The 25,420-nt window shown below is 33.3% G+C and carries 20 protein-coding genes; 9 read left to right on the top strand and 11 right to left on the bottom strand.

Features of this window, described 5'->3' with window-relative positions:
• Position 1: 1 nt before the first annotated feature.
• Positions 2 to 1,390 carry a M28 family peptidase gene (locus LBV24_RS02390; protein ID WP_224476987.1) on the bottom strand — a complete coding sequence of 463 codons (1,389 nt, stop codon included), beginning with the start codon at positions 1,388 to 1,390 and terminating at the stop codon, positions 2 to 4.
• 146 nt (positions 1,391 to 1,536) lie between these two features.
• Between LBV24_RS02390 and LBV24_RS02395 the strand changes: the two genes are divergently transcribed.
• Together LBV24_RS02395 and LBV24_RS02400 are read left to right on the top strand one after the other, a co-directional pair.
• The gene (locus LBV24_RS02395) at positions 1,537 to 2,637 is read left to right on the top strand and encodes a DUF4407 domain-containing protein (protein WP_224476988.1); all 1,101 of its coding nucleotides are present in this window, start codon (positions 1,537 to 1,539) and stop codon (positions 2,635 to 2,637) included.
• A 39-nt stretch (positions 2,638 to 2,676) separates the two neighbouring features.
• Positions 2,677 to 3,144 carry a nuclear transport factor 2 family protein gene (locus LBV24_RS02400; RefSeq protein ID WP_224476989.1) on the top strand — a complete coding sequence of 156 codons (468 nt, stop codon included), beginning with the start codon at positions 2,677 to 2,679 and terminating at the stop codon, positions 3,142 to 3,144.
• A gap of 81 nt (positions 3,145 to 3,225) precedes the next feature.
• Here LBV24_RS02400 and LBV24_RS02405 read toward each other — a convergent pair whose 3' ends face one another.
• The 6 genes from LBV24_RS02405 to LBV24_RS02430 form a co-directional block, all read right to left on the bottom strand.
• Positions 3,226 to 3,543 carry an STAS domain-containing protein gene (locus LBV24_RS02405; protein ID WP_394371108.1) on the bottom strand — a complete coding sequence of 106 codons (318 nt, stop codon included), beginning with the start codon at positions 3,541 to 3,543 and terminating at the stop codon, positions 3,226 to 3,228.
• A gap of 189 nt (positions 3,544 to 3,732) precedes the next feature.
• On the bottom strand, positions 3,733 to 3,996 hold the full coding sequence (locus LBV24_RS02410; RefSeq protein ID WP_224476991.1) for a DUF1272 domain-containing protein: 264 nt from the start codon (positions 3,994 to 3,996) through the stop codon (positions 3,733 to 3,735).
• 180 nt (positions 3,997 to 4,176) lie between these two features.
• A complete protein-coding gene (locus LBV24_RS02415) occupies positions 4,177 to 4,752 on the bottom strand; it encodes a PhnA domain-containing protein (RefSeq protein ID WP_224476992.1) in 576 nt (191 codons plus the stop codon).
• 58 nt (positions 4,753 to 4,810) lie between these two features.
• The gene (locus LBV24_RS02420) at positions 4,811 to 5,812 is read right to left on the bottom strand and encodes a type I phosphomannose isomerase catalytic subunit (RefSeq protein ID WP_224476993.1); all 1,002 of its coding nucleotides are present in this window, start codon (positions 5,810 to 5,812) and stop codon (positions 4,811 to 4,813) included.
• A 9-nt stretch (positions 5,813 to 5,821) separates the two neighbouring features.
• Positions 5,822 to 6,313: a glycosyltransferase gene (locus tag LBV24_RS02425; RefSeq protein ID WP_224476994.1), complete on the bottom strand. Its 492-nt coding sequence runs from the start codon at positions 6,311 to 6,313 to the stop codon at positions 5,822 to 5,824.
• A gap of 17 nt (positions 6,314 to 6,330) precedes the next feature.
• Positions 6,331 to 7,518 (bottom strand): response regulator, encoded by a 1,188-nt coding sequence (locus LBV24_RS02430; RefSeq protein WP_224476995.1) that lies wholly within the window; start codon positions 7,516 to 7,518, stop codon positions 6,331 to 6,333.
• A 183-nt stretch (positions 7,519 to 7,701) separates the two neighbouring features.
• On the opposite strand from LBV24_RS02430, the gene LBV24_RS02435 reads away from it, so the two are divergent.
• From LBV24_RS02435 to LBV24_RS02445, 3 genes are read left to right on the top strand one after another with little or no spacing between them, the layout of a single operon-like run.
• Positions 7,702 to 10,791, top strand: coding sequence for a hypothetical protein (locus LBV24_RS02435; RefSeq protein ID WP_224476996.1), 3,090 nt, complete (start codon positions 7,702 to 7,704; stop codon positions 10,789 to 10,791).
• The gene (locus LBV24_RS02440; RefSeq protein ID WP_224476997.1) at positions 10,791 to 12,002 is read left to right on the top strand and encodes a hypothetical protein; all 1,212 of its coding nucleotides are present in this window, start codon (positions 10,791 to 10,793) and stop codon (positions 12,000 to 12,002) included. Before LBV24_RS02435 ends, LBV24_RS02440 begins: the two co-directional genes overlap by 1 nt.
• The gene (locus LBV24_RS02445; protein WP_224476998.1) at positions 11,995 to 13,518 is read left to right on the top strand and encodes a glycoside hydrolase family 2 TIM barrel-domain containing protein; all 1,524 of its coding nucleotides are present in this window, start codon (positions 11,995 to 11,997) and stop codon (positions 13,516 to 13,518) included. Before LBV24_RS02440 ends, LBV24_RS02445 begins: the two co-directional genes overlap by 8 nt.
• Here the strand turns inward: LBV24_RS02445 and LBV24_RS02450 are convergent.
• The 3 genes from LBV24_RS02450 to LBV24_RS02460 all read right to left on the bottom strand — a co-directional run bounded on the left by LBV24_RS02450 (position 13,508) and on the right by LBV24_RS02460 (position 16,381).
• Positions 13,508 to 14,722 (bottom strand): glycosyltransferase, encoded by a 1,215-nt coding sequence (locus LBV24_RS02450; RefSeq protein WP_224476999.1) that lies wholly within the window; start codon positions 14,720 to 14,722, stop codon positions 13,508 to 13,510. The genes LBV24_RS02445 and LBV24_RS02450 overlap by 11 nt on opposite strands.
• Before the next feature lie 98 nt (positions 14,723 to 14,820).
• The gene (locus tag LBV24_RS02455; RefSeq protein WP_224477000.1) at positions 14,821 to 16,080 is read right to left on the bottom strand and encodes an oligosaccharide flippase family protein; all 1,260 of its coding nucleotides are present in this window, start codon (positions 16,078 to 16,080) and stop codon (positions 14,821 to 14,823) included.
• Positions 16,081 to 16,102: 22 nt separating this feature from the next.
• Positions 16,103 to 16,381, bottom strand: coding sequence for an STAS domain-containing protein (locus LBV24_RS02460; protein ID WP_224477001.1), 279 nt, complete (start codon positions 16,379 to 16,381; stop codon positions 16,103 to 16,105).
• Positions 16,382 to 16,536: 155 nt separating this feature from the next.
• On the opposite strand from LBV24_RS02460, the gene LBV24_RS02465 reads away from it, so the two are divergent.
• The 4 genes from LBV24_RS02465 (at position 16,537) to LBV24_RS02480 (ending at position 22,286) form a co-directional block, all read left to right on the top strand.
• A complete protein-coding gene (locus tag LBV24_RS02465; RefSeq protein ID WP_224477002.1) occupies positions 16,537 to 18,600 on the top strand; it encodes a tetratricopeptide repeat protein in 2,064 nt (687 codons plus the stop codon).
• A gap of 118 nt (positions 18,601 to 18,718) precedes the next feature.
• Positions 18,719 to 19,519, top strand: a complete 801-nt coding sequence (locus LBV24_RS02470) for a class I SAM-dependent methyltransferase (protein ID WP_224477003.1) — start codon at positions 18,719 to 18,721, stop codon at positions 19,517 to 19,519.
• 183 nt (positions 19,520 to 19,702) lie between these two features.
• Entirely contained in the window at positions 19,703 to 20,620 is a 918-nt protein-coding gene (locus LBV24_RS02475; RefSeq protein ID WP_224477004.1) for a diacylglycerol/lipid kinase family protein, read from the top strand.
• A gap of 241 nt (positions 20,621 to 20,861) precedes the next feature.
• Positions 20,862 to 22,286 carry a DASS family sodium-coupled anion symporter gene (locus tag LBV24_RS02480; RefSeq protein ID WP_224477005.1) on the top strand — a complete coding sequence of 475 codons (1,425 nt, stop codon included), beginning with the start codon at positions 20,862 to 20,864 and terminating at the stop codon, positions 22,284 to 22,286.
• Positions 22,287 to 22,381: 95 nt separating this feature from the next.
• On the opposite strand, the gene LBV24_RS02485 is transcribed toward LBV24_RS02480, so the two are convergent.
• A complete protein-coding gene (locus LBV24_RS02485) occupies positions 22,382 to 24,973 on the bottom strand; it encodes a DUF6923 family protein (RefSeq protein WP_224477006.1) in 2,592 nt (863 codons plus the stop codon).
• Positions 24,974 to 25,420: the final 447 nt, after the last annotated feature.

Below are 25,420 nucleotides of genomic sequence, written 5' to 3' on the forward strand. Positions count from 1 at the left end.
TTTACTCCTTAACTATTTTATAAGAGGAAGATTTTGATTCCGTATTAAAATTTATAAAGTAAACCCCTTTCGGCAAGGATGAGAAATCAACTGTGATATTGGGAAGACTAGAATTGATAATGCTTATCTCCTTGCCAGAGATATCATTAATTGTAATTCTTAAATCTGCTTCAAAATAATTTTCAATCTTTAGTAATGAAATTACAGGATTTGGATAAACTCTTAATTCATTACTCTCAAATTCATCTGTTGACAATGCCGTAAATGAAACACACGGGCTAACTTCTGAGCAATTACCATTACTAACCTCAACTGAATAATTTCCATCTACAGTTGGTGAAAAAGTTTGAAATGTTGCACCGTTAATTGGTGATTCAGTATCACAATTATACCACTGATAAGATCCAGAGGATTCATTAGAAACTAGACTGGTTGGATTTTCAGTTACCGTGTTATCAATTGCTATTAGATTTGCTTTAGTTGCAGTATAGGCCAATACCAACTTTGTAAGTTCGGTCATATATGGTAAATCAATATCTTCAGACCTGTCATTTGATGTATGGTAGTCTGGAGTTTGATCGTTTGTTTCCCAAGATTCACCAACTAAAACTGCCGAATAGCCTTGGTTCCAAAAGCGAGAATGATCACTCGCCGTAGTCCCTGGATTTACAACAATTGGGTTTAGGTCAAAGGTATAATTGTTCAAAATATCAAGGAGATCGTCTTTAATAGTAATAGAATTTGCCACGTTTCTTACATCGATATCAAAATCATTATCACCTAGCGTTCCTGGTGCATCACCGTCGTAACCAATCATATCCATATTAACTACAGCTAAAATATTATCTCTAGTATTTCCACCCGATTCATCTGCTGCTTGTTGTGCATAAAAGTTAGCACCTAACAAGCCTATTTCTTCTTCATCCCATAATGCATAAATGATGGTATTATCAGTGCATTGGCTTGATAAAATTCTTGCAATTTCAATAACTGCTGCAACACCTGTGGCATTATCATCTGCACAATAGGTCGTTACAGAATCATAATGTGCACATATCATGTAAATATTCTCAGGGTTTGTTGTACCCAATTGTGTTGCTATCACATTTTTCCCTGTAGAATTAAAATTTTGAATCTCAACGTTAAGGTTGGGTAATGCCTCAAGACGTTGCTGAATATATGTTGTTGCCAAGTCATTATTACTATGTATGCGATTTGTTATAGTCTGATTAGTTCCATTAATAATGGCTACCTCTTCACCGCTCAATTCCTTAATCATAATATCTAAGTTCGAGGTATTTACCTGATTCATTAAGTCTTGAATAGACTGCGAGTGGACTGAACTTACGGTTAATGTTAATACTATGATTAAAAGTATTATTCTGTACATAACTTAAATTATTTTTATTGGCCCCATTCAAATATAAGGATTTGATTAATTGAATTTATTGACCTTAAAAACTAAATTTCTTCCAAAAGTGTAACAATATCAAACTTTTAGCGTTCTAATACTCTATACATCAATCAGAAAACATCATGCTTAAAAAATTCTTTATCCTTTGCTCAGGTGCAGACACCTTAATTTTAGATGAGTGTTCTAACGGCGAACAAAACAAATATGCTGGTATAGGTGCTACTGTTTTTTTCACAGCACTCATGGCTTCAATTGCTGCAAGTTATGCCCTCTATACAGTTTTTGACAATCTATTAACTTCCATCTTCTTTGGTTTTATTTGGGGTTTATTGATTTTTAATCTCGATAGATACATTGTATCTACCATAAAAAAAAGGGATAGTTCTTTAGATGAATTTTTACAAGCTATACCACGAATTTTATTAGCGGTTATAATTGCTGTAGTTATTTCCAAGCCTTTAGAATTGAAAATTTTCGAAAAAGAAATCAACCAAGTTTTATTAGAACAGAAAAATGAGCTCACATTATCTAACCAAAATCAAATAGCAGAACAGTACACACCAAAAATTGAAGACTTAAACAGCCAAATTGCAAATTTAAATTCTCAGATTGACACTAAGGAAGCCGAGGTTAATTCACTTTATGATACTTTTATATCTGAGGCCGAAGGTACAGCAGGTACTGGTCTTTTGGGCAAAGGCCCTGTTTATAAAGAAAAAAGAGAAAAACATGATGCTGCACTTGCAGAATTGCAACAGTTAAAAACCGAAAACAAGGCAAAAGTCTCTGCTTTAGAAACTGAAATTTTAAGTTTACAAGGTGATTATAAAGCTAACGTTAATAACTCACAGCCTATAATTGATAATTTTGACGGTTTAATGGCGCGTGTTAATGCTTTAGGTGAATTACCATGGCTACCTTCATTCTTTATTTTCTTGCTGTTTTTAGCTATTGAAACCTCACCTATTTTTGCAAAATTAATTTCCCCTAAAGGTGAATATGATTTTAGACTAGAAGACCAAGAGACAACGGTTAAAACTTGGACAATGCAAAAAGTAGCAGAACGTAAATTATTACTTAAAACGGATAACGATATAAATAATAGGGTCTATACAGAAATTGCAGATGAAGAAGAGGTAATGAACTACAAGCGCAAAAAAGCTCGCGAGCTGATGCAATTGCAAGCTGATGCATTTTTTAAAAATCAAAAATCCGCACTTTAGGTAATTGTTCTTATTTTTAAGATTGAAAAATTCAATCTTATGAAATATCTCTATAGTTTTTTTATTGCATTATTATTATTTACAAGTTGTATCAGTGTAAAAGCTGATGTCTACAACACTTCTGAAAAAACTACATCCAACGAACTTGCAGAAGCAGGTATTAGATTAGTGCTACAACAACAAGAATCTGCTTGGAATAACCAAGATCTTGAAGGATTTATGGATGGTTATTGGAAAAGTGATGAATTAAAATTCTATGGTGCTAGTGGATTAACCAAAGGCTGGGATCAAACTTTAGCAAACTATAAAAAGAGATATCCAACGAAGCGTGAAACAGGAACTCTAAACTTTGTTATTAATGATATTTCCAGAATTGAAGGCAATAACTATTGGGTAATGGGAGAGTACCATTTAAAGCGTGAAATAGGAGATGCCAATGGCATATTTATTATAATATTTAAACAAATAAATGGAGAATGGAAAATAATTGCCGATATGACTTGCTAAAAAATAAAGTGCAATAAAGCCACTTATCTGTCACCAAAAGCGGACTGTACTGCACTTTACATTAAAAAAGCTATAAATTAATCAGGCAGCAACAATAGAACCCGTAGGTAATGAAGCCGTATTTGTTTGTTCTTCAGATTTAAAATGGTCGTATAATTCTTTACAACCTAAACCGATTATTGATAATTTTTTTGATCTATTAATGGACTCATTATGAAGTTTAGCTAGGGCCATTACACCTGCTCTATCAATACTTTCAATTTGCTCAATATTAATGATTACATCATCAAGCTTTTGAAATATATTTGAGAAGTGCGCATCGAATGTCTTCAAACTTAATTTGTTCAAAGTCCCTTTGATTCTAAAACGGTTATTGTAACTGGTAATTTGTAGATCCATAATACATAATTGTTAATTCATAAATACTAATTCAGGGCTATTAATCAGTAAATTGGGTGCTAATAATCTTTGAGGGATTACCTAAATTTCGGAATATTTTTAATAGGAATTAGGATAAAATCGACAAACTGCAATATAGAATTGATTAGTTGAAAATGAATGCCAATTTTGTCGATGAAAAACAGATACCTAAGTTTTGGTAACAGTTTTAATATGTAAATCTATATTCACGGGTTTATGAACTACTCTTTTAGAAACCGGGTATTTATCCAAAAGACTACTTGGTCTTTTTGGTCTTTTTTCAAAACCACCACCACAATTAGGGCAAACTTCAAGCAACAAGTCCACACAGTTTTTACAGAAAGTACACTCAAATGTACAAATCATTGCATCGTCAATATCAAATGGTAAAGGTTTATTACAATGTTCACAAGACGGTCTAATTTCTAACATGGAAGTTTATTTTCTCTCTTTGAAATTAGTCATTTATTTTTGCAATATGAAATACGATTACAAAGTGCTTCTCATGATTATACTCGCCATAATAACAATCTATGGTATCATAACAGGTAAGTATTTATTTCTTGTTTTGATGTTTCCTATAGGGTTTCTATTTAAGAAAAAAGATACTGACTAGATCTTTTTTACATATTGTGTAATGATTACTATTTGTTGACCATCAACTTTGCCTTCAATGTAAGATTCATTTTCATGATCTAATCTAATATTTCTGACTGCCGTACCTTGCTTTGCGACCATACTAGATCCTTTTACTTTTAGGTCTTTAATCAATACCACAGAGTCACCAGTATTCAATACAACACCATTTACATCTTTATGAATTACTTGGTTTTCATCTTCAATACCATCACCAGAAGCTTTTGCTAATTCTATAATGTCATCTTCAAGATACATCATGGCCAATAAATCTTGTGGCCAATCCTCTTCTATTCTATGAAGCATTCGCCATGCCATTATTTTAACAGCTTCATGTTCACTCCACATACTATCATTAAGGCATCTCCAATGATTAGAATCAATTTTATTTGAATCATTCATTTGTTCAATGCAGGAGTTACAAGCGTATAGCATTGTTTTTAAGCCTGACTCTTTAATATCTGGTATGTTATAAACAGACAGTTGTTCTAGGTCGCTACAAAGCTCACATTTAGAGCCGCTGCGTTTTTTAAGTTCTTTTTCTAATGACATATATGATTTTATGCCAACAAAAATAGTAATAGTGTCTCTAGTTTTGACAAAAGTATAATTAGGATGCCATTTTTTTTGTGCTTACCGTATTTCTTTCAACATAAACTTCGAGGAATTTTGCGTGTTCTGCATTAAAGCTTACATCATTCGAATTTGCAGGTATAAGTACCGTTTCACCCATAGTAATGACTTCTGTTAAACCGTTTTGTGTAATTTCTGCATTGCCTTCAACACACATAAAGATAACGAAGGAGTCTAACTTTGAATAGTTTTTAGTTTGTGAACCTTCTACATTAAAAATATTCGTTTTAAAGAAATTACAGTCTACTAAATTACTAGACTTACCATGTTGTAACTTATAATTGCTTTTACCATCAGATGGGAATACCTTAGTCGCTTTTGTTGCTAAATCTGTATGTAACTCTCTAGAGTTTCCATTATCATCTACTCTGTCCCAATCATAAACACGATAGGTAATATCACTTGTCTGTTGAATTTCGGCAACCATAACGCCAGCGCCAATTGCATGCACCTTTCCAGCAGGTATAAAGTAACTATCTCCTTTATTAACTTTTACAGAATTAAAAATCTGTCTAACATTTTTTGAGTTTATGTCTTCTAGCTTGCTTGCTTCCAGTTTCTGATCTTTTAAACCCAGAATTATTTCTGCATCCTTTTCATTATCCATGATATACCACATTTCAGTCTTACCAAATGAATTATGATGCTTACTAGCCATCTTATCATCAGGATGTACTTGCACAGATAAGTTCTTACTTGCGTCCAAAAATTTTATGAGTAGCGGGAAATTCTCACCATAATTTCTAATGTTCTCAAAGCCTAAAAAATCGGTTTTGAAATCTTTAATTAATTCGTTCAAAGTTTTCCCTTTATAAATGCCATTTGAAACTACCGAGACATTATCATTAACTCCAGATATCTCCCAACTTTCACCTATAGATGAAGACTTTGAATCTTTATTAAACAGTTTGGTAAGTTTTTCTCCTCCCCAAATTTTCTCTTTTAAAATTGGTCTGAATTTTATTGGATATGCGTTCATATTATTTTTTTAAACTTTTATTAGATTTATTGAATTTCCTAGTTTATTATGATCTTTATTTTTCAAAAAATCTAGAATTGAAAATATACTTTTAAATAGAGTTGGCTTTATCTCCTGGCTTTGCTTTAAATCTTTATCAAACTCAATTAATACATCTTTATCTTGATGTAACAACCTTAAAACCTGGTTAAGATTAAACTGATGCGTTTTCAAAATATTGACATCTAAGAATCCAATATGTTTTAGATTATAGTTGTTAAAAACATATCTGGCTCCAGCACGTTTTGCAGCTTCATTAGAAATATGTTTTTTTATTTCTACTATAGAAACATTTGCACATGTTTCTTTGATTTCCCTTAATTGTTCTAAAGTATTGTCCTTGCTTTCATTATCTACAAAGCACAGTTCAATATCTTCTATTGACTTTAAACTTTGAGCCAGTTCTTTTGTTTGAATATCCTTTTCATTATTATGGAAAATTATGATTACTCCTATTTTCATTGAGATTTAATTGAGGGTTAAACAATTTCTAGTTTAGCATTTACATCGCATTTTTTATGGTCTTTTCGTTTTCTGTAAACCCATGCAATTTGCGCTAACTGCATTACTATTTTTACTGAATCTTTCATAGATAGTTTAGATCCATCAGCATGAATCCAACGTTTTAATGGTTGCTCACACAACATAGATTTTGCCTTTCTAAGACCAAAGTGAATGGTCATTCGTTTAAATATTTCAACATCAAAAATCCACTGTGTTACAAACTTCTTACCAAAGGCAATGTCAATAACGTCCTTATGGAAAATTTTGGCACCACATTGAGTGTCTTTAAAATCCATTGATAAAATTTTCCTGATAATAAAATTGATGGTTAGGCTTATGATTTTTCTTGCCGACTCCTTTGTGATGTCTGCTCCCATTCTAGAAATACGTGAACCACTAACGATTTTAAAGTTTGACGTTTCAATAGTTTTAACTAAATCATCAAAATCCGCTAGATCTGTAGATAAATCTGCATCTAAGAACCCTATATAATCAAGGTCTTCCTTTTTTGCCATATGAAGCATTCCTAGCCTTACAGCTTCTGCCTTACCGCCATTTTTATCACAATCATAAACTGTAATATAATCTTCCCTGCCCTTTTGTAGTTTCTTTAAAACACTTAATGTATTGTCCTTACTTCCGTCATTTACAAAACATAAATGATAGCCTGAATTTGTATTTATAAAGTTTAAAAACTCTTCGCTTAGAAGTCTTTCTTCTTCATTATAACATGGTATTACAACACCCACACAACGTTGTTGTATCATTACATTAGCATTTTTATCAATGCTTCCTTCTACCTCTGGAGCTCCAATTAAGTTCTTTACTCGTGCACAAATTTCAATGAGACTTAATGGCTTTTTCATGTAATCATTTACGCCTAATTCAAATGCTTTTGTAATGGCATCATCTTTTGTGTTACCAGATAAAATCATAATTGGTGTTTCAGAATCACGTGTAATTCTTATGTGTGTTATCACCTCAAATCCTGAGATATTAGGCATATTTAAATCTACAATGACCAAATCTGGATTAAACTCATCATAAGTTTCTAATCCTTTTATCGCATCAGTTTCAATTGCAACTTCATATCCTAAATCCATTAAACGTTTCTGTAATGGCAGTAATACTAATTGTTGATCATCTATTGCTAAAACTTTCATAATTAATTGTTTTATGTAATTTCTACGGTTCAAAAGTATTGGTATTGACCTTCAAAAAATTTTAATTTAGATTAATACGCTTCTAAGTGTAGACGAATGGCAATTTGGTGTAGATGATTAAAAATAGAACGACCTCTTTATTTATATATCTTTACACCATTGATATTAGCATTAAGGTCTTATATGAAAAACGCCTCAAATAAATATCTAACAGTAGCATTACTCATCGGTATTGCATTTCATGGTACTTCTATATTTTTTACATTAGAAACTACCTATGATGCACTAATCCATTTGTTCTTTGCAGACCACTATTCTGGTAGTTGGTTTGAGCCTTGGAATTATAAATGGTACACTGGCTTTACAGTGATGAGCTATCCTCCATTAGTGCATCAATCAATTGCTGCGTTATCTTTTATTGGTGGCCTAAAATTTGGAATGTTTACCATAGCCTTAATAGGTATTATATTATTTATTACTGGTGTTTACAGGTTTTCATTATTAATAACCTCAAATAGAACAGTTGCTGGTTACGCATCAGTATTAGCTGTATTTTCCTCATCATTTGTAGAAACCCTTCACATCTTTGGGCAACTGCCAAGCATCATCGGTATTTCTGTATTAATGCATGCATTACCTGAAATATACCTATGGTTAAAAACTGGTAAATGGCGTTACTTGGCCACATCCTTATCTCTCATTTCAGTAACGGTAACTTCCCATCATGTAACACCAATTTTCGGAATGGTATTTTTTATTTTTCCGCTTATCGGTATGGTTATTATGGATGATGCCAGAGAAAAAGTACAAACGATTAAGGAGATTACAATCAAGGTTTTTATGAGTAGTTTTTTTAAGCTATTTAAACGCATTATAAGTTTTGGGATGCTCTCTTTAACCATTATTATTGGATGCATTTTACCGTATTGGATTAATTCTAAAAATAACCCTATAACACAGGTACCTATACCGCATGGATCTAGAGATAATTTTCTTGAAATCACGTCGTCCGGTTTGGTATTTTTCTTAATTCCTTGGGGCGTTCTACTAGTACTGCTACCTTATATTTTTTACAGGTATTACAGCAAACGCTATTTATTTTTTGGACTATCAATTACCATATTATTCATTCTAGGTACAGGTGGGACTACTCCAATCCCTAGAATGGTTCTTGGTGAAACAGCTTTCAATATATTAACCTTAGACCGTTTTACCCTTTGGGCATCAATAATGTCTTTACCGCTATTTGGCGAATTTGCTTATCGTTTTGTAGAAGGAGATTTAAAAACCTTGATCCAAGATAGATATGGAGCTATATTTCACAGGCTTTCTGGTGGTATTCTTGCTGGGCTCTTTTTATTCATGACCATATTTACAATGAGCTTAGGTTATTTTAAACCATCCCAACCTCAAAAGATTAAAATGTTGCCTATTGTAAACTTTCTTAATCAAGACCAGCACGATCAGTGGCGCTATATGACCTTAGGATTTGGTGATCAAATGGCTTGGTTATCTGCACAAACCAATGCCTTATCAGTAGATGGCAATTATCATTCTGCGAGACGTCTCCCAGAACTAACAACACGACCAATAGAGCGGTTAGAGAATTCAAAATTCAAAGGTGTTGAAGGTATTGGGTCACTTCAACAATTTTTAACTACGCCAGAGAAATATAACTTGAAGTATATCTTCTCAAATGACAAGTTTTATGATCCCATACTATACTTCTGCGGATGGCAACGCTTAAGGCAACTAGAAAATGGAATCATGGTATGGGAAAAATTGAATGTACCACCACTATCATCAATTTTACCGAAAGAAGATGTTGGCACTTGGCAAAAAATCCTTTGGGGAACCGTACCTTTTTTAACTGTGATTATAGCATTTATATTAAATGTACAGTTTCTTTTGGTACATACCTTAAAGACTAGGATTACGGCTGATCCTTTGTATATGAAATTTAAGAATAACTATTCAAAATTCTCAAAGGGATTATTAAAGGCATCGCACATTTGGTCAATTATTTTAGCAGTAATTGTAGGTTATGGTATTTATATTTTTTACATAAAAAATGAATCACATCATTCACCAGAAAATGCAATTTTGGCCTATTACGACGCTTTAGACTTTAAAGGATTTGAAAAAGCCCATAGCCTAATTAATCCTGAAAGTGATCTTACTATCGCGCAGTATATGCTTGAAGTTTCGGTAACAGATGGTCTATTAAGCTCTTATGCCAAGTTAGATGCAATTTCTACTGAAATTATTAGCAATACAGACAGTTTAGCAAGTGTGAAAGTTTTTACAGATTGGATAACACCTCTTGAAAAGATTAAACAAACGGATTATAAAAAACTTGTGAAGCTAAATGGCAAATGGTATCTACAACCAGATGATATTAATATAGACCTACCACCAGATCAATTATACTCTGATAACTTAACAAAATACTTCAATCAAGGAAGACGAAGAATCACAACAGAACAAACACATCATGAAGATGTATTAAAACAACCTGTTCTTGAAATATTAGATGCCAAATTGGTAAAGTATAAAAACAGTTATGCTATTGTTGGAGAAATTCAGAATATTGATAATGTCCCATCAGATGTTGTTTTAAAAGGAACATTATACAATGATGAAAACAAAAAGCTAGCAACGTATAATGCTAAGCATCATATTAAACATAAACTATTACCAAAGGAGGTGAGTTCTTTTAGAATTAATTTTGAAGGCATTGCATGGTCAAAAACCAATGACTCTATACCAAAAACATTTAATCCTGATGAATTTACTCCCATTGAATTAGAAGAGCAACCAACAAAATTCAATTTACAAGCTGCAGGAAATATTTCTGGTTCTGATTTATTCAAAAACACAGCAGTTTCGGTAACCAAAAAAGATAAGGATTATCTATTTGGTAATATTATTAATACAGGTACCGAAGAAGTCACTATACCTCAACTTTTGGTATCCTATTATGATGCAGACAAAAAACTAAAATGGGTAGATCATTTATTTATTGAAGAGGGTGTACGCCAACAACGGCAGCAGAATTTTAAATATAAAATGATAGATACATCACCAATAGAGACAATCAGTGAAGATATGAGTAATTGCTATGTCAATGGTTTACCTAATGAGGACATTTCTGATAAAATAGTGGCGGATAGAATTGTTAATCATAATAATACAGAACATCAACAAATTATACATGGAGAATACAATTTTATAAAACTTGAAGTAAATACCTATATAGGCAATCCTAACTAATGATAAAATCTATTTACATATCGTTATTTGTTTTCATCTTGATTTGTTTGGTTTCAATACAAACAAAAAGTTTAGAAGATTCTTATGTGTTAAAATCCAACAAATCAGAATTCATTGCTGGCGAACATGTCCAACTCGAATTTGGTTACAATACAGATTCTGATGTTATGCTATATTGCTCAAATAGCTACGGTTCAATTTTACTAGATCCTGAAATAAGCGCTAAGATTCTTAAATTTAATATCCCAGATTCAATTTCAAAAAAATCTGGCGTTTTAAACTGGAAACTGATTGCCAAAACCAATAATCTACAAGGCAGTATTAATGTGAAGCCCAAACCATCTATAAAATCACTTGAAAGTTATTTAGGCCCTCCAAGTATTGAAGCTGGTGGTACAGATTATACCATGCTCGTAGTTATACCCACTGACGATTTAGATAATCCTATGGCAGATAGCACTAAAGTGCAGATTAAGCACCAATTCTTGAATAATGAAATAAGTGATACTGTATCCACCTTACATGGATTTACATATAAAACTATTAATTCTTATAAGGAAAGTGGAAGGATTTTAATTAGCTCAGAATGTTTGGATTTGAACTCAAAAGAATACGATGTCAATGTTATGCCAGCCATACCAACCAATTTTACAATTAAAGCAGAGCGAATCCATAATTATGCAGATGGTAATCAAATTACAACGTTTAAGACGTCCCAAATTATAGACAGATTTAACAATGTGGTTAGCGACGGTACTTTTGTTACCTTTTTTATAACTGATCAAAATGGTAATAAAACACAAACTTATGGCTCTACCATTAATGGCATTGCAACAGCGAAAATGTTGCATCCAGATCATGAAGAGCAGTGGTCCGTCAAAGCCTATATTGAAGGTATGGCAAACAGTGAAACCATTACCTTAGGCTTTAAACAAGCGATATCAAATTTTGAAGCAGCATTGTCCGATGACAATAGAACTATAACTGTAGGTCCGTTGCAAAGCTTTATGAAACAGCGTGTGCCTGACGGTCTATTTATTACATTAAGCATCTATAAAAACAAGGTTTTAGTAAATGAGATACAAGAGCAAAGCTATAACGGTATGGCAAACTTTTATTTAAGTGAAGATGAATATTCTAACGGCTCATATCATCTAGAAATAGAAACTGCAGGACTCTCTAAAACCCTTACAAACATCACCTATGAATAGTAAAAGCAAAAACATATTGCGTGGTGTAATACTCCTTATCTACCTACTTATTATGGCATTAGTAATTTATGGCATTGCAGCAATATTTTCGTATCTAAACACTGGTGCAGATAGAAGTTCGATGTTGCATACAGAGATAAAACAAGTTGAACAATATCTACCTAAATTTAATTGGGAACCTATAAATAACGAAGGCAGACCAATAGATGAGCAAACTCTTAATTCAATAGAGAACGATTATTTAGATGCATGGTATGTAAAACATATAGCATACAAAACCAATTCAATAGTTGGTATTGATGATTATTATACTGAAAGTGCACGTCTAAATATATTTAACATTATTGATGTCAATACAAAAAATCGGGTTTCAATTGACGGCATAACCCTTTCTCACAGCCCTAATCTAGAGTTCTTCAGTGAAGATGGCCAAATGGTTGTACTCACAGATAATAATGTTATTGAATACAAACGCATTTTTAAGGGTGAACAACTTATTTCAGAAGTAAACGAAATATCAACTTACAAAGTAACCTTGCTCTTAGAGGATGGATTTTGGAGAATTAGACATCTCGTTAAAATTAATAGTGAATTTTATAATCCTGAGACTATTTCCAAACCCTTAGGCATCTCAACTATTAAGGGTACCAATTATTATCCTCAGGATACACCTTGGAATATGTTTGGTGATGATTTTAATAGATCAATAATCGCTCAAGATTTTAAACTAATTAATTCCTCTGGCCTCAATAGCATAAGAATCTTTGTACCGTATGAAGATTTTGGAAAGTCTAGGGTCAAAACGGAAAAATTGGAAAAATTGATCGAAGTATTAGATCTAGCAGAGCAGAATAATCTCAAGGTATTGATAACTCTTTTTGACTTCTATGGAGATTATTCGGTTATAGATTGGTCATTAACGCAGTTTCATGCCACAACAGTTATAAATTCTATAAAAAACCATAAAGCATTACTAGGTTGGGATATTAAAAATGAACCAAATTTAGATTTTGAATCCCGAGGTAAATCATTGGTTTTGGCATGGTTAGATAAAATGATAGATCACGTTAAGTCCTTAGATCCAAACCATCCTGTTACTATTGGCTGGTCTAACACTAAAAGTGCAAGTCTATTAAATGAGAAGCTAGACTTTATTAGCTTTCATTATTATGAAGATTTAGCCAATCTTCCAGAGCTATACACATCCATAAAAACTAAAATTAAAACTAAACCTATTATCATTACAGAATATGGTTTGTCGTCTTATAATGGATTTTGGAATCCTTTTGGAGATTCTGATAAAGACCAAGCGAATTACCATAACAACATTCAAACCATTTTTGAGGCAAATGATATTCAATTTATGTCATGGACCTTATATGATTTTACTGAAATACCGAAGGAAGTCGTAGGTAGACTTCCTTGGCGTAAAAATGCTCAAAAGCACTTTGGTTTTATCGATAAAAATGGGGCAAAAAAGGCATCGTTTGCGTATATATCCTCTTCTAAAGAATAACTTCTTGAGAGGTAGTGTTTACAACATTTTCATGTTGCATTAATTGCTTAAATGTATCTATGTACATTTGTGCAATTTGAGACATAGGGTGCGCTGTTGCAGCCTTATAATTTGTTTTAGCTAAACGCAATCTGTAAGCTTCATTTACAACTAAAGCTTCAATAGCATTTGCTAAACTACCAACACTGGTTGGATCAAAAAATTCACCCATATAACCTTCATCCTTAACTAACAATGCTAAATCTCCTAAATCTGGCATTACTACAGCTTTTCCATAGCTTCCGGCTTGATGTAATACTCCAGAACTTCCAGTTGTGGATGTATAAGGAAATACCACCACAGCACTTTCCTTAAATAATTTTGGCACTTCTTGTTCTTCTACGTAACCTGTAAATCTTACTTGAGGTACATGATTGTATTTTTCTTTTACCGACTCTAAGTAACCTGGTACATTTGGATTATCTGTTCCAGCAATAACAACTTCCAAATCCAATCCAGTAGATTGTCTTACACGTTCAACAGCTTCTATCATACCTTCTACTTTTTTGTAGGTTCCGAATTTCCCAAAAGTCATTATCTGTAAAGGACCATCAGGCAAACTATAGTCTGGCTGCTCAGGAATTTCAAACGTTCCATGTGGTATCAATTTTACATTCGATGTCAAATACTTAGACTCAAGAATGTTTACATATTTCTGCATGGTTACGGCAACAGTATCAGCTTGTAAAATGAGCTTTGTCAAGGTTGTTCCTATAAAACCATATATTTTCTGCATCAATCTATTAGATGTAAATCCTGCGCTTCCTAAATCTACTTCTTCTAAAATATTATGAAGCAATACGATATTTGGAATACGCTTTAACTTACACACCAACGGTAACATCAATCCTAAAGCCGCAGCTACTTTTTTGTCTCCAAACTTCATAAACTGAAGATTGAATAAAACCGAGTCTGGTTTTGTTTGGTTAATAGCCTTTGTTACTGTAAAAATATTCTTGTAGCTGTTAAACGACCAACATTCCTTTACAGTTATCTTACAACCAGCTTCAGTAAAATTTAAATCCTTTTGACCTTCTGTTCTATCAGTTAACAAAATTAATTCTGTTACCTCCTGATTCTGTCTAAATTGTTTTACTAAATGGTATGCATATTCATTAAGTGTTACTTTACTTGGTGGATATGCTGTTACTATTGCTAATTTCATTTTGATTTTGTTTTAATTACAGTACAAATTTGCGTTATATCAACCACTTAAATCGTAGTCTTTAGGCGGGCTACCTTTTACTGTAGACGAATGGTTTTTTACTTTAGATTAACCTTTTTTCGAATTCTGTTTTCGTGCTTAAAAAAGCCTAGCTGAATCACTAGTAATAAGATCATGGCGATAATCTGCATATGAACAACTTGTTCTAAAGACTCATGAAAAATAATGACTAAAGCCATTTGAAGCATCCCAAATATTCCAGATATAATTACTGGAACGTATTTGTCTAGGGATAGGTAGTAATATGCAAAAATGTTAGAGATTGCAAACATGGATGTAGCAATAGCATATTTCCATAATAATGGTGCCATGGCTAAATATTCATTTCCAAAGAGTATTTGTATTATAAGCTCCGGAAAACTCAAACAGGTCACTACAATAATTGTAGATATTACCGCAATGTAACCAACATATTTAAAAAGCACTGTTGCTGTTTCCCTACCTTCTTTTTTTAATTGTACAACGGCAGGTAAAAGTAACATTACAAACATCCAGGCAATAAAATAAACTATGCGACCGATCAACGCAAGAGATGCGTATAAACCAGCCTCGTAAGATTCAAAATAATGCTTTACCAATAGTATATCACTATTATTAATTATAATCTGTGTCAACTCATAAAAGGCCGTTAATAAAAAGAATCGTTTTATCTGCTTGCTATACTTCTTATCTAAACCAACCGCAGATTTTAGATTAATGTCACTACTCTTAAAAGGAAATAAACCAAAAACGAAGGACAATAATATTCCTATGGCAATAACCGCAGAAGACTTTAAATCAAACACTAATATTAGGCCAAGTGTTATTAAAAGCCTACTTAACATTTCACCTTGATAGGTAATAGATAAGGACTTAAACAACTTCTTACCCTGAAACGTACCTCTATTAACACTCATTAAAAAGTAAAGTGGTACACCACACCCAAAAATCACAAACATAGATTTTGAAGAGGTATTAAATAGTACTTGAAGTTGTTCTGCAAATGCAATTATTCCTAATCCTAGAAGTACTCCGACTACAAATGATTGCTTATAGACTCTAGTAACAAAACTTGTAAAGACATTACCTTCAAATAAAACAGAGAATTTTGCCGTTACCAACTGAAATGTCATTGCTATAAAAGACAACACCAAAAGAAATGTAATCAGTACAGCCGCATCAGCAAACGCAGTTGGACCAAGTACACGTCCTAAAATAAGGTTGTATAAATAATTACCGCCATTAACTGCCAATACACTAAGCATAAATAGTTGTTCCGGTGATATTTTTTTAGATTTTAAAGTTGCTAATATTTGCATGTCTTTCTTGTTTTTGCAGAGATTATGCTGCTGCTTTTATGTTGTTTTTTGCATCGTTCGTTTCTTCACCATCTCCAATAACATAAAATGTAGTATTAGATGCGTTAGCATGTGCATATAAACTGCGAAGCGTTAGTAATCCGTTAATATCTATAAATGCAATATGCTGTAGATCAAGAATTACCTCACCAGTAGTATTTAATATAGTCTCGCAATGGTTTTTTAACTGATTTGCAGTAGTAGAATTAACAATTCCTTCTACTGTAAAAATGCCGTTATTTTCATTAATTGTAAGTGCCATAATTTTATAATTTTTAAATAGATTTTTGTTCAATACTGACGCAAATATCAAGCGTAATTCCATGTATGAGCATTATATTTCGATGGATGGCAGTTTGCTGTAGGTGAATGAAGCAGTACATGTCCGTAACTTGCAAATAGTTAAATGAAACAGTCATGAGAACTATAAAATCAATTATTAAAGTTTGTTTTTTAATCTTGGTATTAAATGCTTCTGCACAAAACATGCAAGAAGGATTTACCTATTTAGAAACTGGGAAATATGAAAAAGCTGAAACCTTCTTTAATAATATCCTCAAGGAGTATCCTAACAATAAAACTGCACGCTTATGTTATGGACGTGCAATAGGATTAAATGGTAAAGCTACAGAAGCCAATATTTTATTTAGTGAATTGCTTAAGGACTATCCTAATGACTTTGAGGTAAAGCTTAATTATGGCGAATCCTTATTATGGAACAACAATTTTAAACAAGCACAGACTTACTATAGTAAATTGGTGACTGAACAGCCACATAATTTTGCAGCGCTTTTAGGCTATGCCAATACATTGTCTAATTTAAAGTCATATGACGATGCTTTAATACAAGTGAATAAAGCCTTGGAGGTGTCTCCAGGAAATGCAAATGCCTTAACTTCAAAAAAGTATATCTATTTAGGGTATGCCTACCAAAACCAGCAAGCACAAAACTATGATAAGGCAGAAGCGCTATTAATTAAAAACCTAGGTTTATTCAATGACGATAAAGACACACTGCTCAACCTCGCCAATCTCTATCTTATATGGGAAAAATACAATGATGCTAAAACTACTTATGAGCGTTTAGCAAAGCAACCAGTAAATACAATCCAAGCTTTAAATGGTTTGGCATTGGTAGCACATTTAAAAAGCAACGAAAAGGAAGCCTTAAATTTAAGTACGGAAGCCTTTCAAAGTTTAAATGTGAACGCTGGTACACAGGTAAACCAAAAAACCTCCGAACGCTATGTACAAGCACTAATTTGGAATAAAAAATACAAGCAAGCAGAGGATCTAATAAGCACACTTATTGCAAAACATCCCAACCAAAACTGGGTTTTAGCATTGCGTGCTACGTTAAATGTATATAGAAGCAATTTTAAGCAGAGTTTGGCAGATTACAACCAAATATTGGCCAATGATAGTACGTCATTTGATGGCAACTTGGGTAAGGCAAATGTGCTTAAGGCCCTAGGACGCACTGATGATGCGCTTTCTTCAGCCAATAACACTCTAAAATTTTATAACAACCAAAAGGATGCGGTTAATTTTATAAATAAAATAAACCTCAATTTATCACCGAGTTTAGAAAGCAAAGCTTCACACACATTTGATAATGGTGATAACAAGGCCTTTGCCTTTAATACTACCGTGATATATCCCTTATCTACTAAACTTAACATATTGGGTAGTTATAATTACAGAAACACCAATAATACAGTAACCAAGAATATGGCAACCTCTAATGATTTGTCATTTGGGTTATCCTATCAGCTAATACCTAACCTTACACTAAAAGGTAGTGCAGGTCTAAGTACTGCAAAAGCAGAAACCACAGATTTTACCCAATTTCTAACAGATGTAGCACTCAATATAAAGACCTTTAAACTTCAAACCTTGGATATTGGCTACAAACGCCAAATAGAAAGCTTTAATGCAGATCTTTTAGACCGAGAATTGGTACAAAACAACTATTACGCAAATTATAATCTAAGTACCAATTTTAATTTGGGTTGGTATACGCAGTATATCTACACTTCTCAAAACGATGGTAATACAAGAAACCTTTTATTCACTTCTTTATATTATAACCTCTTGGCAAAACCTAGTCTAAAAGTTGGTTTTAACTACCAATACATTACATTTAAGGATCAAGTACCTGATATTTATTTTAGCCCAGAGAAGTTTAATGCCTATGAGATATTTATAAACCTAATTAAAGACGAAAATATAGCCAAGCCAAAACAATGGTTTTATAATGTTACAGGTGCGTTTGGTTACCAATACATTGAGGACGATCCAAAACAAACCGCTTACCGTTTTCAAGGTGCGCTTGGATATAAGTTCTCAGAACAAACCATGCTAAACGCATATGGTACACATAGTAACATTGCCTCTGCAACTGCTGCAGGATTTACCTTTACAGAAATTGGCTTACGCTTTAAGTGGATTCTTTCCAGAAAACCACGATTTAAGAAATAAGTCGACTGCACTTAAAAGTGTTATTGCCCAATAATTCATATAAGGACAAAAACTAACTACTTTTGTATGTAATATCATTTACTAATACTATTGTATTTTCAAACTAATATAATGTAGTATGACAGCAAAATATGATAAAATTGGCAGTGACTATAATCTAACCCGAAAAGCAGATACATACCTCACTAAACAATTAATTTATCATCTGCAACCAACCAAAACTGGCAAGTATTTAGATATTGGCTGCGGTACGGGAAACTACACTAACGAGCTTCAAAAAAAGGGATTCGATTTTATAGGTATTGACCCTTCTGAAGTAATGCTAGAAAAAGCTAAACTAAGGAACAGTCAAGTTTTATGGCAAATAGGTTCTGCAGAAAATATTGGACTTCCTGATAGTTATGTTGATGGGATAATTGCTTCCTTAACCATACACCATTGGACTGATTTAAAAACAGGGTTTTCAGAACTATATAAAGTTTTAAAACCAGAAGGAAGAATTGTAATTTTTACATCTATACCCAAACAAATGAAAGGGTATTGGCTAAACCATTACTTCCCAAAAATGCTATTAGATTCAATGGTTCAAATGCCAACTCTAGAGAATGTAAAAACAGCTATGAACGATGCAAGATTTGAGTTTTTAGAGACACATAAATATTTTATTCAACCTAACTTGGAAGATCAATTTTTGTATTGTGGTAAAACCAACCCAGAACTTTACTTTGACGAACAAATTAGAAACGGTATATCTTCTTTTTCATCCCTATCAAATAGGTCGGAAGTCGCAAAAGGATTATCCCAACTAAAAAAGGATATTGACACTGGCAAAGTTGATGAAATCATAAAATCTTATGAAAATGATTTTGGAGACTATCTGTATATTATCGGTAAAAAATCAACGTGCAAATTTGCTTAACAATATTTGATATACCACTTCTATTCTTATAATCTGAGAACAGAATGCACAAAACAGAACAAGCCTTTGATAGCACATTGTTTAATTAATTATTGTACAAACTGCTTTGAGCATACCTAATTCAGGGTTGGCAACATACTTGATATAATTGTCTAAACTCAAGGAAAAAACTATCTTAATCCCATGAAAATCGTGTTTGTAGTCAATAATAAAGACAATCGTTTGGCAAAAGAGCTTCCTAAGCTTAACAAATATTTTCAACAAACAAAAATAGGCAGTGTACAGTTCATTACAACAATAAGAAAAAAACATGCTGTCGAAATAGCCAAGCAAGCTACAGAAAACGGTTGTGATTATTTGATTGCCGTTGGAGGTGATGGTACCTTGCATGAGGTTGTCAATGGTTTGTTTCAAAGTAACATTCCGGCGAATGAATACCCAACAATAGGACTGCTCCCACAAGGTTCAGCCAATGATTTTTCTAGAACAGCAAATATCACCAATTCTATTCAAGAACTGTTTGAACTCATACAATCTAATACCTCTAAAAAAATAGATCTTGGGAAAATCATAATACAACAGACTCAAGAAACTCGATATTTCATCAATATAGCTGGTATTGGTATTGGTGCAGAAGTGGCTCAAAAAATAGAACAATCATCAAGTTTTTTAGGTCCGGGATTTAATTATTTCAAGAACATCCTAAAAGGGTTTCTTAGTTATAATAAAAAAGAAATAAGCAGCACAAGCGATACATGGCAATGGAAAGGTAAATTACTTCAAATGGCAGTGGCAAACGGACGTTATTTTGGCAATGCCTTATGTATCACCCCTGATGCCAAACTCTCAGACGGAAAATTCAAAGTTGCCATCTTCGGGGATTTGAGCATTTGGGATTACTTAAAAAATATCAGAAAATTGAAAAAGGGAGAAAAAATCAATCTTCCACAGGTTAGCTACTATGATACTGATAAAGTGTTGGTTGAAAGCAACGACTCCTGTGGCATTGAAGCTGATGGTGAGTTTGTTGGTCTCGTTCCAGCTACTATAAGGGTAATACCTAAGGCTATCTGCTTTTTAATGCCTCCTGATATTCCATAATATTCTGCTCTCTGTTTATCAAAAAAACTAGGCATAACATTGTATATATTTCATCACATCTGATTTTAAGTTGGGAATTTCCTAGTATATGAACAATAGGTTTCTGATTATTTACTAACTTAGTTTCAGCCTCCTTAAAACAAGAGCTAATTGAACTGGCAAAGTTCACAATACCTGGCTACCTAATGCACACACAAAGAATTTGTCAATAATTTGACCAAACCATATAAACTGATCGTAAGTGGAAGAACAATCAGATAACTATCTGAAAGTACTTTGGGTAAAAAGAATAATTACCCTGGCCATTGGTATCATAATCTGGAATCTACCCATACCTTGGGATATTACTCCTGATGCTTGGCATTTATTTGCCATCTTTATCACTGCCATCTTAGGCGTGCTGCTTGAAGCTCTTTCTATTTTTACGGCATCTATTATTGCCTTAGTAGCTGTTGTCTTGTTGAGAGTCCTATCACCCGAAAAAGCATTTTCAGGTTTTTCTCAAAGTTTTATCCTTCTGATATTGGCCGCTTTTTTGGTGGCGAAAGGGGTAATTAAATCTGGATTAGGAAGACGAATTGCATTCCTGCTTATTAGACGGTTTGGGCAGTCTACTTTGAATTTGGGGTATTGCCTGGTTATAACAGATACCATTCTTGGGCCGTCTATCCCAAGTAACACAGCTCGCTCTGGAATTATGTATCCCATAACCCACTCTTTGTCGCTAGATACAGGATCACTGCCAACACCCCAAGGAAGAAATCGAACAGGAACTTATCTGATGATGACTTACATAGCAGGCCAGACTATAAGTTCGGCTCTTTGGCTAACCGGAATGGCAGCTAATCCCGTAGGAGCCGGAATTGCTTCTCAGTTTGGTGTAAATATGAATTTTGGTAATTGGGTCTTCGTGGCTTCGGTGCCATGTATTATAGCGCTTGTAGCTATTCCTTATGTGCTATACAAACTGTTTCCTCCCGAAAACAAATACACTCCTGAAGCACCAGAAATAGCAAGAAAGGGGTTATTGGAAATGGGACCTATGAGTACTCAAGAATGGATTATGGGTAGCACATTTTTTGGTATGATAATCCTTTGGGCTTTTTCACCAGTATTGAATATAAATCTGGCCATTGTTGCCTTTCTGGGACTATCAATCCTCATATTGGCTCAAGTATACACCATAGAAGACATCCGTCAAGGTGGCGGAGATGCCCTAGAAACCTATATTTGGTTTGCTATTTTATACATGATGAGTACAGCCCTGAATGACATGGGGTTTATGAAGATTCTAGGTGCTCAATTAGCGACCTATATCTCAGATTACCACTGGATTACTGTCTATGTACTACTTATAGTTTTATATATTGTAATACATTATCTTTTTGTGAGTCAAACAGCACATTTGTTGGCTTTATATGCTGTTTTTTTACAGGTGGCGGTCAATGCAGAAGTACCAGCTCCATTAATGGCTTTTATGCTCTCGTTTGCTACTAATTTATTTGCGGCAATTACTCCACAGGCTTCTAGTTCTAATGTTCTTTTCGTTGGAAGTGGGTTTTTACCATCCAAAGAAATTTATAAACAAGGTGCTGTTATAACAGTCTTAAATACAATAATATTCCTTCTTGCAACACCATGGGTTATGTGGGCTTCATCCTTATAATTGAGTTTTGAAAAATACAACATTCGCATATTTAAAAATAAAAGGCAAAAGCTTTCGCCTTTGCCTCTCCTAAATTAAACAAATCAACCAAACGTTTAATTAACAATTAGTTTTAAGGTATTGTATTCACTAGAATTACTAATGAGTTTACAGAAGTATATTCCTGAACTTAAATTATTTCTTTCTATCGTAATTGTATTATTCCCAGCAGTAGCATTTAATTTTGAAAGATGTACTTGCTCTCCTAATTGGTTGTAAACAACAAACTGAAAGGTTACATTATTGGAAGCTCTAAACTGTATTTGTGCCATAGATGTCATTGGATTAGGAAATACTCTTAGTGTTTTAGCCTCTATTTCTTCCTCCTCAATTGACAATGCTGTATCTTGAGAGAGTCTTAGATTATTTAAACTCACATACTTGTTTACTGCAGCACCATCCTCCGAAATCATTGTAAAAACTATAGTTACAACATCGTCTAATTCTGGGTTAGTTGTAGATATAGACTCAAATTCTGATAATGGCAATATATATTCTTGCAATTGACCTGATAATGCAATTGTAGTTTTAAACTGATCTTCCCAATTAGTTATACTTTGTTTTACAAATGTAATTTCTAGATTTCCGGTACCTTTTGCACTTAATTTTAAAGTATTATAATCTCTAAGATCCACAGCGTTAAATCTAGGAGTCAAGGCTCTGTAAGCAGCAACATAACTACTGGTAGTTGCGCGTAAATCTAAGTTTCTCTCAATAGGAAATTCATCTTCTTCAAAGTCAATTGAGTTTTGAGTAATAGTATACTGACTAACATTAGTTCCTTCTTGTGAGTCGTCTATTCCCCAAGGGCCATCAGACATAAAAAGATCATCTGGTGTAGCAACACCATCACCAATTCTAAAACCAATATCAAATAAACCGCCTGTTTCTATGGTGTGATTGGTGATGTATTGCTCACTTAAGGTTAGGGTACTATTTAAATTTTCAAATTCGTTTGTTTCTGTTGTTCTAAATCCTGCATCTAAGCTTACCGCTTCGGTTGCATTTGTATTTACAATTTGCAATTCTAAGTTGCCATTGTTGTACTTTCCTTTTCTAACAAATACAGTTGGAGGTGTAGAATTATTATAATCAGATATTGGCTTTTCAATAGCTAATAGGTTAAGTACTTCTTCACCTAACAGATATAAATTATCCAAAGTATTGGTCCAAATCTGAAAATTATAGTAGGTTACATTATCCTCATATTGATCGAGATTCCAGTGGCTTTCAATAACAAAATTGGCGTCATTATTTACAACCTTTGCTGAAAGACTAAGTACAAATTCATAGGTACCATCTACATTTTTTATGATCGACTTTATAAACTGTTGCTCATTTATGTCTATGGTAGAAACCGAAATTAATTCTGCGCCTAACAATCTATCACAGATATACTTGGTATGCTCATACACACCATCTTCTGTTTTTAATGCCAAAATTGAGGCAAATGGTGTGTCGTTTTCCATGTAATCCACAGCAAATATTTCAGTTGCATTGGTAATACTCAATAAATCTGAAGGCGTGGCATTAATGGTTTCAGTTTCGCCTATTATATTAAGTGGAATAAAATCCTCTAATGTAAAATCACCATTACGCTTTGCATATTGTAGTCCTCTGGTAACACGAGGAGCCGTTGCAACGTCAAAACTATAACCAGTTTTTGCTCTATTGAAGTTTCGCTTATTGATCTGCTCTGACAGCCTGTTGTTACTTTCTAATCCGCCATCATTACTTTTAGACGTCGGTGGTTGCACTACATCGCACATGCCATAGCCAGAACATGAAGGATCTTGGCAATCTATTAACCCATCACCATCATCATCAATTCCATTATCACATATTTCTTGGGCTACTGGAGCAGTTGGGCAACGAGCACCATCATTACTAGAACTAGATGGCCCAAATGCAAAAAGGTTAGAATCCATATCCTCAACACCATTTACATTCTGCACACTTTGTATGACATAGATAGTACCTGTTTGATTTGCAGATACATAAAAACGACCATCTGCATCAAAGTATACAGCACCATATGTATAATTATTACCTTCTAATATAGGTACCACACCTAGGGATGACACCTGTCCATTTGAAGGATCTATTCTATATAAAATATTAGTTCCTTTCTCAACAGTATACAATTGACCATCTACAGCATTGAATGCCCAATCATGAATACTTATTCCTTGAGACAGTGATGCTGTTTCCTGATGTTGTGCGTAATTACTAGAATCTGGGTTTAGATCGATTTTATAATAGGTCGTGCCACCACCTTTTAAGAAATAAATACCTTCTGCACTGACATCACCTACATAACGATTATTATTAGGTAATTCTGGGACATAATAAACCGTAGTTGTAAAATTCTTTCCTATCCTAACAATTTCCTTTGATCCTTTAAGTGATCCCCAAAAAAATCCATCTGCAGGATTATAAGCAGCGGCATTTATAGAAGCGTCTGTTACATTTTCTTTAACCATGTAAGAATTACCAGAAGCCAAATCAATAGCAAATACATCATTATATTGAAAGAGATATGCATTATTGTCACAATTAAATGGGACATCCTGTGCCTTAAGCGGAGTGCTTATTATTAATATTATTACTAAGAATAAAATATTTTTCATAGCGTAATAGTTCTTCATTTTCATTCTATTTGATAACAAATCTACGCTGGTTCTCAGCTTTTTATAAGAATTTTCGATTGACCAATTTATTATTGCGGTGGCTGACAATTAAGTATCGATGAACGGGTTTAAAACCGAATAACATTTAAGAGAAATAAAAAAGGCAACAGAATATCTGTTACCTTTTCCATGATATAAACCTCTAGTTTTTAAGGGACTAAAATACTTCAAATATATGTTTATCAAATAGTGAATTTGTCAATTTTAGTTAGAATTACTTTTACTAATGATAAATAACCGATAAGTGTCAACGAATGATTTTTTGGCATCAAATGAAAACTTTGAAATACCAGATATTAAAAAAGGCTTTAGATTTCTCTAAAGCCCTTAAACCGCTAATTAATCTTATTCTTAGTGAATGATTATACTTCAAATTTAAACGAAGTTAATTCATTAAATCATGGT

Origin of the sequence: Winogradskyella vincentii (assembly GCF_020166345.1) — a bacterium.
GTDB lineage: Bacteria > Bacteroidota > Bacteroidia > Flavobacteriales > Flavobacteriaceae > Winogradskyella > Winogradskyella vincentii.

Coding starts and splice junctions, on each gene's coding strand:
- LBV24_RS02390 (WP_224476987.1), bottom strand. CDS start 1,390: ATGTACAGAATAATACTTTTAATCATAGTATTAACATTAACCGTAAGT.
- LBV24_RS02395 (WP_224476988.1), top strand. CDS start 1,537: ATGCTTAAAAAATTCTTTATCCTTTGCTCAGGTGCAGACACCTTAATT.
- LBV24_RS02400 (WP_224476989.1), top strand. CDS start 2,677: ATGAAATATCTCTATAGTTTTTTTATTGCATTATTATTATTTACAAGT.
- LBV24_RS02405 (WP_394371108.1), bottom strand. CDS start 3,543: ATGGATCTACAAATTACCAGTTACAATAACCGTTTTAGAATCAAAGGG.
- LBV24_RS02410 (WP_224476991.1), bottom strand. CDS start 3,996: ATGTTAGAAATTAGACCGTCTTGTGAACATTGTAATAAACCTTTACCA.
- LBV24_RS02415 (WP_224476992.1), bottom strand. CDS start 4,752: ATGTCATTAGAAAAAGAACTTAAAAAACGCAGCGGCTCTAAATGTGAG.
- LBV24_RS02420 (WP_224476993.1), bottom strand. CDS start 5,812: ATGAACGCATATCCAATAAAATTCAGACCAATTTTAAAAGAGAAAATT.
- LBV24_RS02425 (WP_224476994.1), bottom strand. CDS start 6,313: ATGAAAATAGGAGTAATCATAATTTTCCATAATAATGAAAAGGATATT.
- LBV24_RS02430 (WP_224476995.1), bottom strand. CDS start 7,518: ATGAAAGTTTTAGCAATAGATGATCAACAATTAGTATTACTGCCATTA.
- LBV24_RS02435 (WP_224476996.1), top strand. CDS start 7,702: ATGAAAAACGCCTCAAATAAATATCTAACAGTAGCATTACTCATCGGT.
- LBV24_RS02440 (WP_224476997.1), top strand. CDS start 10,791: ATGATAAAATCTATTTACATATCGTTATTTGTTTTCATCTTGATTTGT.
- LBV24_RS02445 (WP_224476998.1), top strand. CDS start 11,995: ATGAATAGTAAAAGCAAAAACATATTGCGTGGTGTAATACTCCTTATC.
- LBV24_RS02450 (WP_224476999.1), bottom strand. CDS start 14,722: ATGAAATTAGCAATAGTAACAGCATATCCACCAAGTAAAGTAACACTT.
- LBV24_RS02455 (WP_224477000.1), bottom strand. CDS start 16,080: ATGCAAATATTAGCAACTTTAAAATCTAAAAAAATATCACCGGAACAA.
- LBV24_RS02460 (WP_224477001.1), bottom strand. CDS start 16,381: ATGGCACTTACAATTAATGAAAATAACGGCATTTTTACAGTAGAAGGA.
- LBV24_RS02465 (WP_224477002.1), top strand. CDS start 16,537: ATGAGAACTATAAAATCAATTATTAAAGTTTGTTTTTTAATCTTGGTA.
- LBV24_RS02470 (WP_224477003.1), top strand. CDS start 18,719: ATGACAGCAAAATATGATAAAATTGGCAGTGACTATAATCTAACCCGA.
- LBV24_RS02475 (WP_224477004.1), top strand. CDS start 19,703: ATGAAAATCGTGTTTGTAGTCAATAATAAAGACAATCGTTTGGCAAAA.
- LBV24_RS02485 (WP_224477006.1), bottom strand. CDS start 24,973: ATGAAGAACTATTACGCTATGAAAAATATTTTATTCTTAGTAATAATA.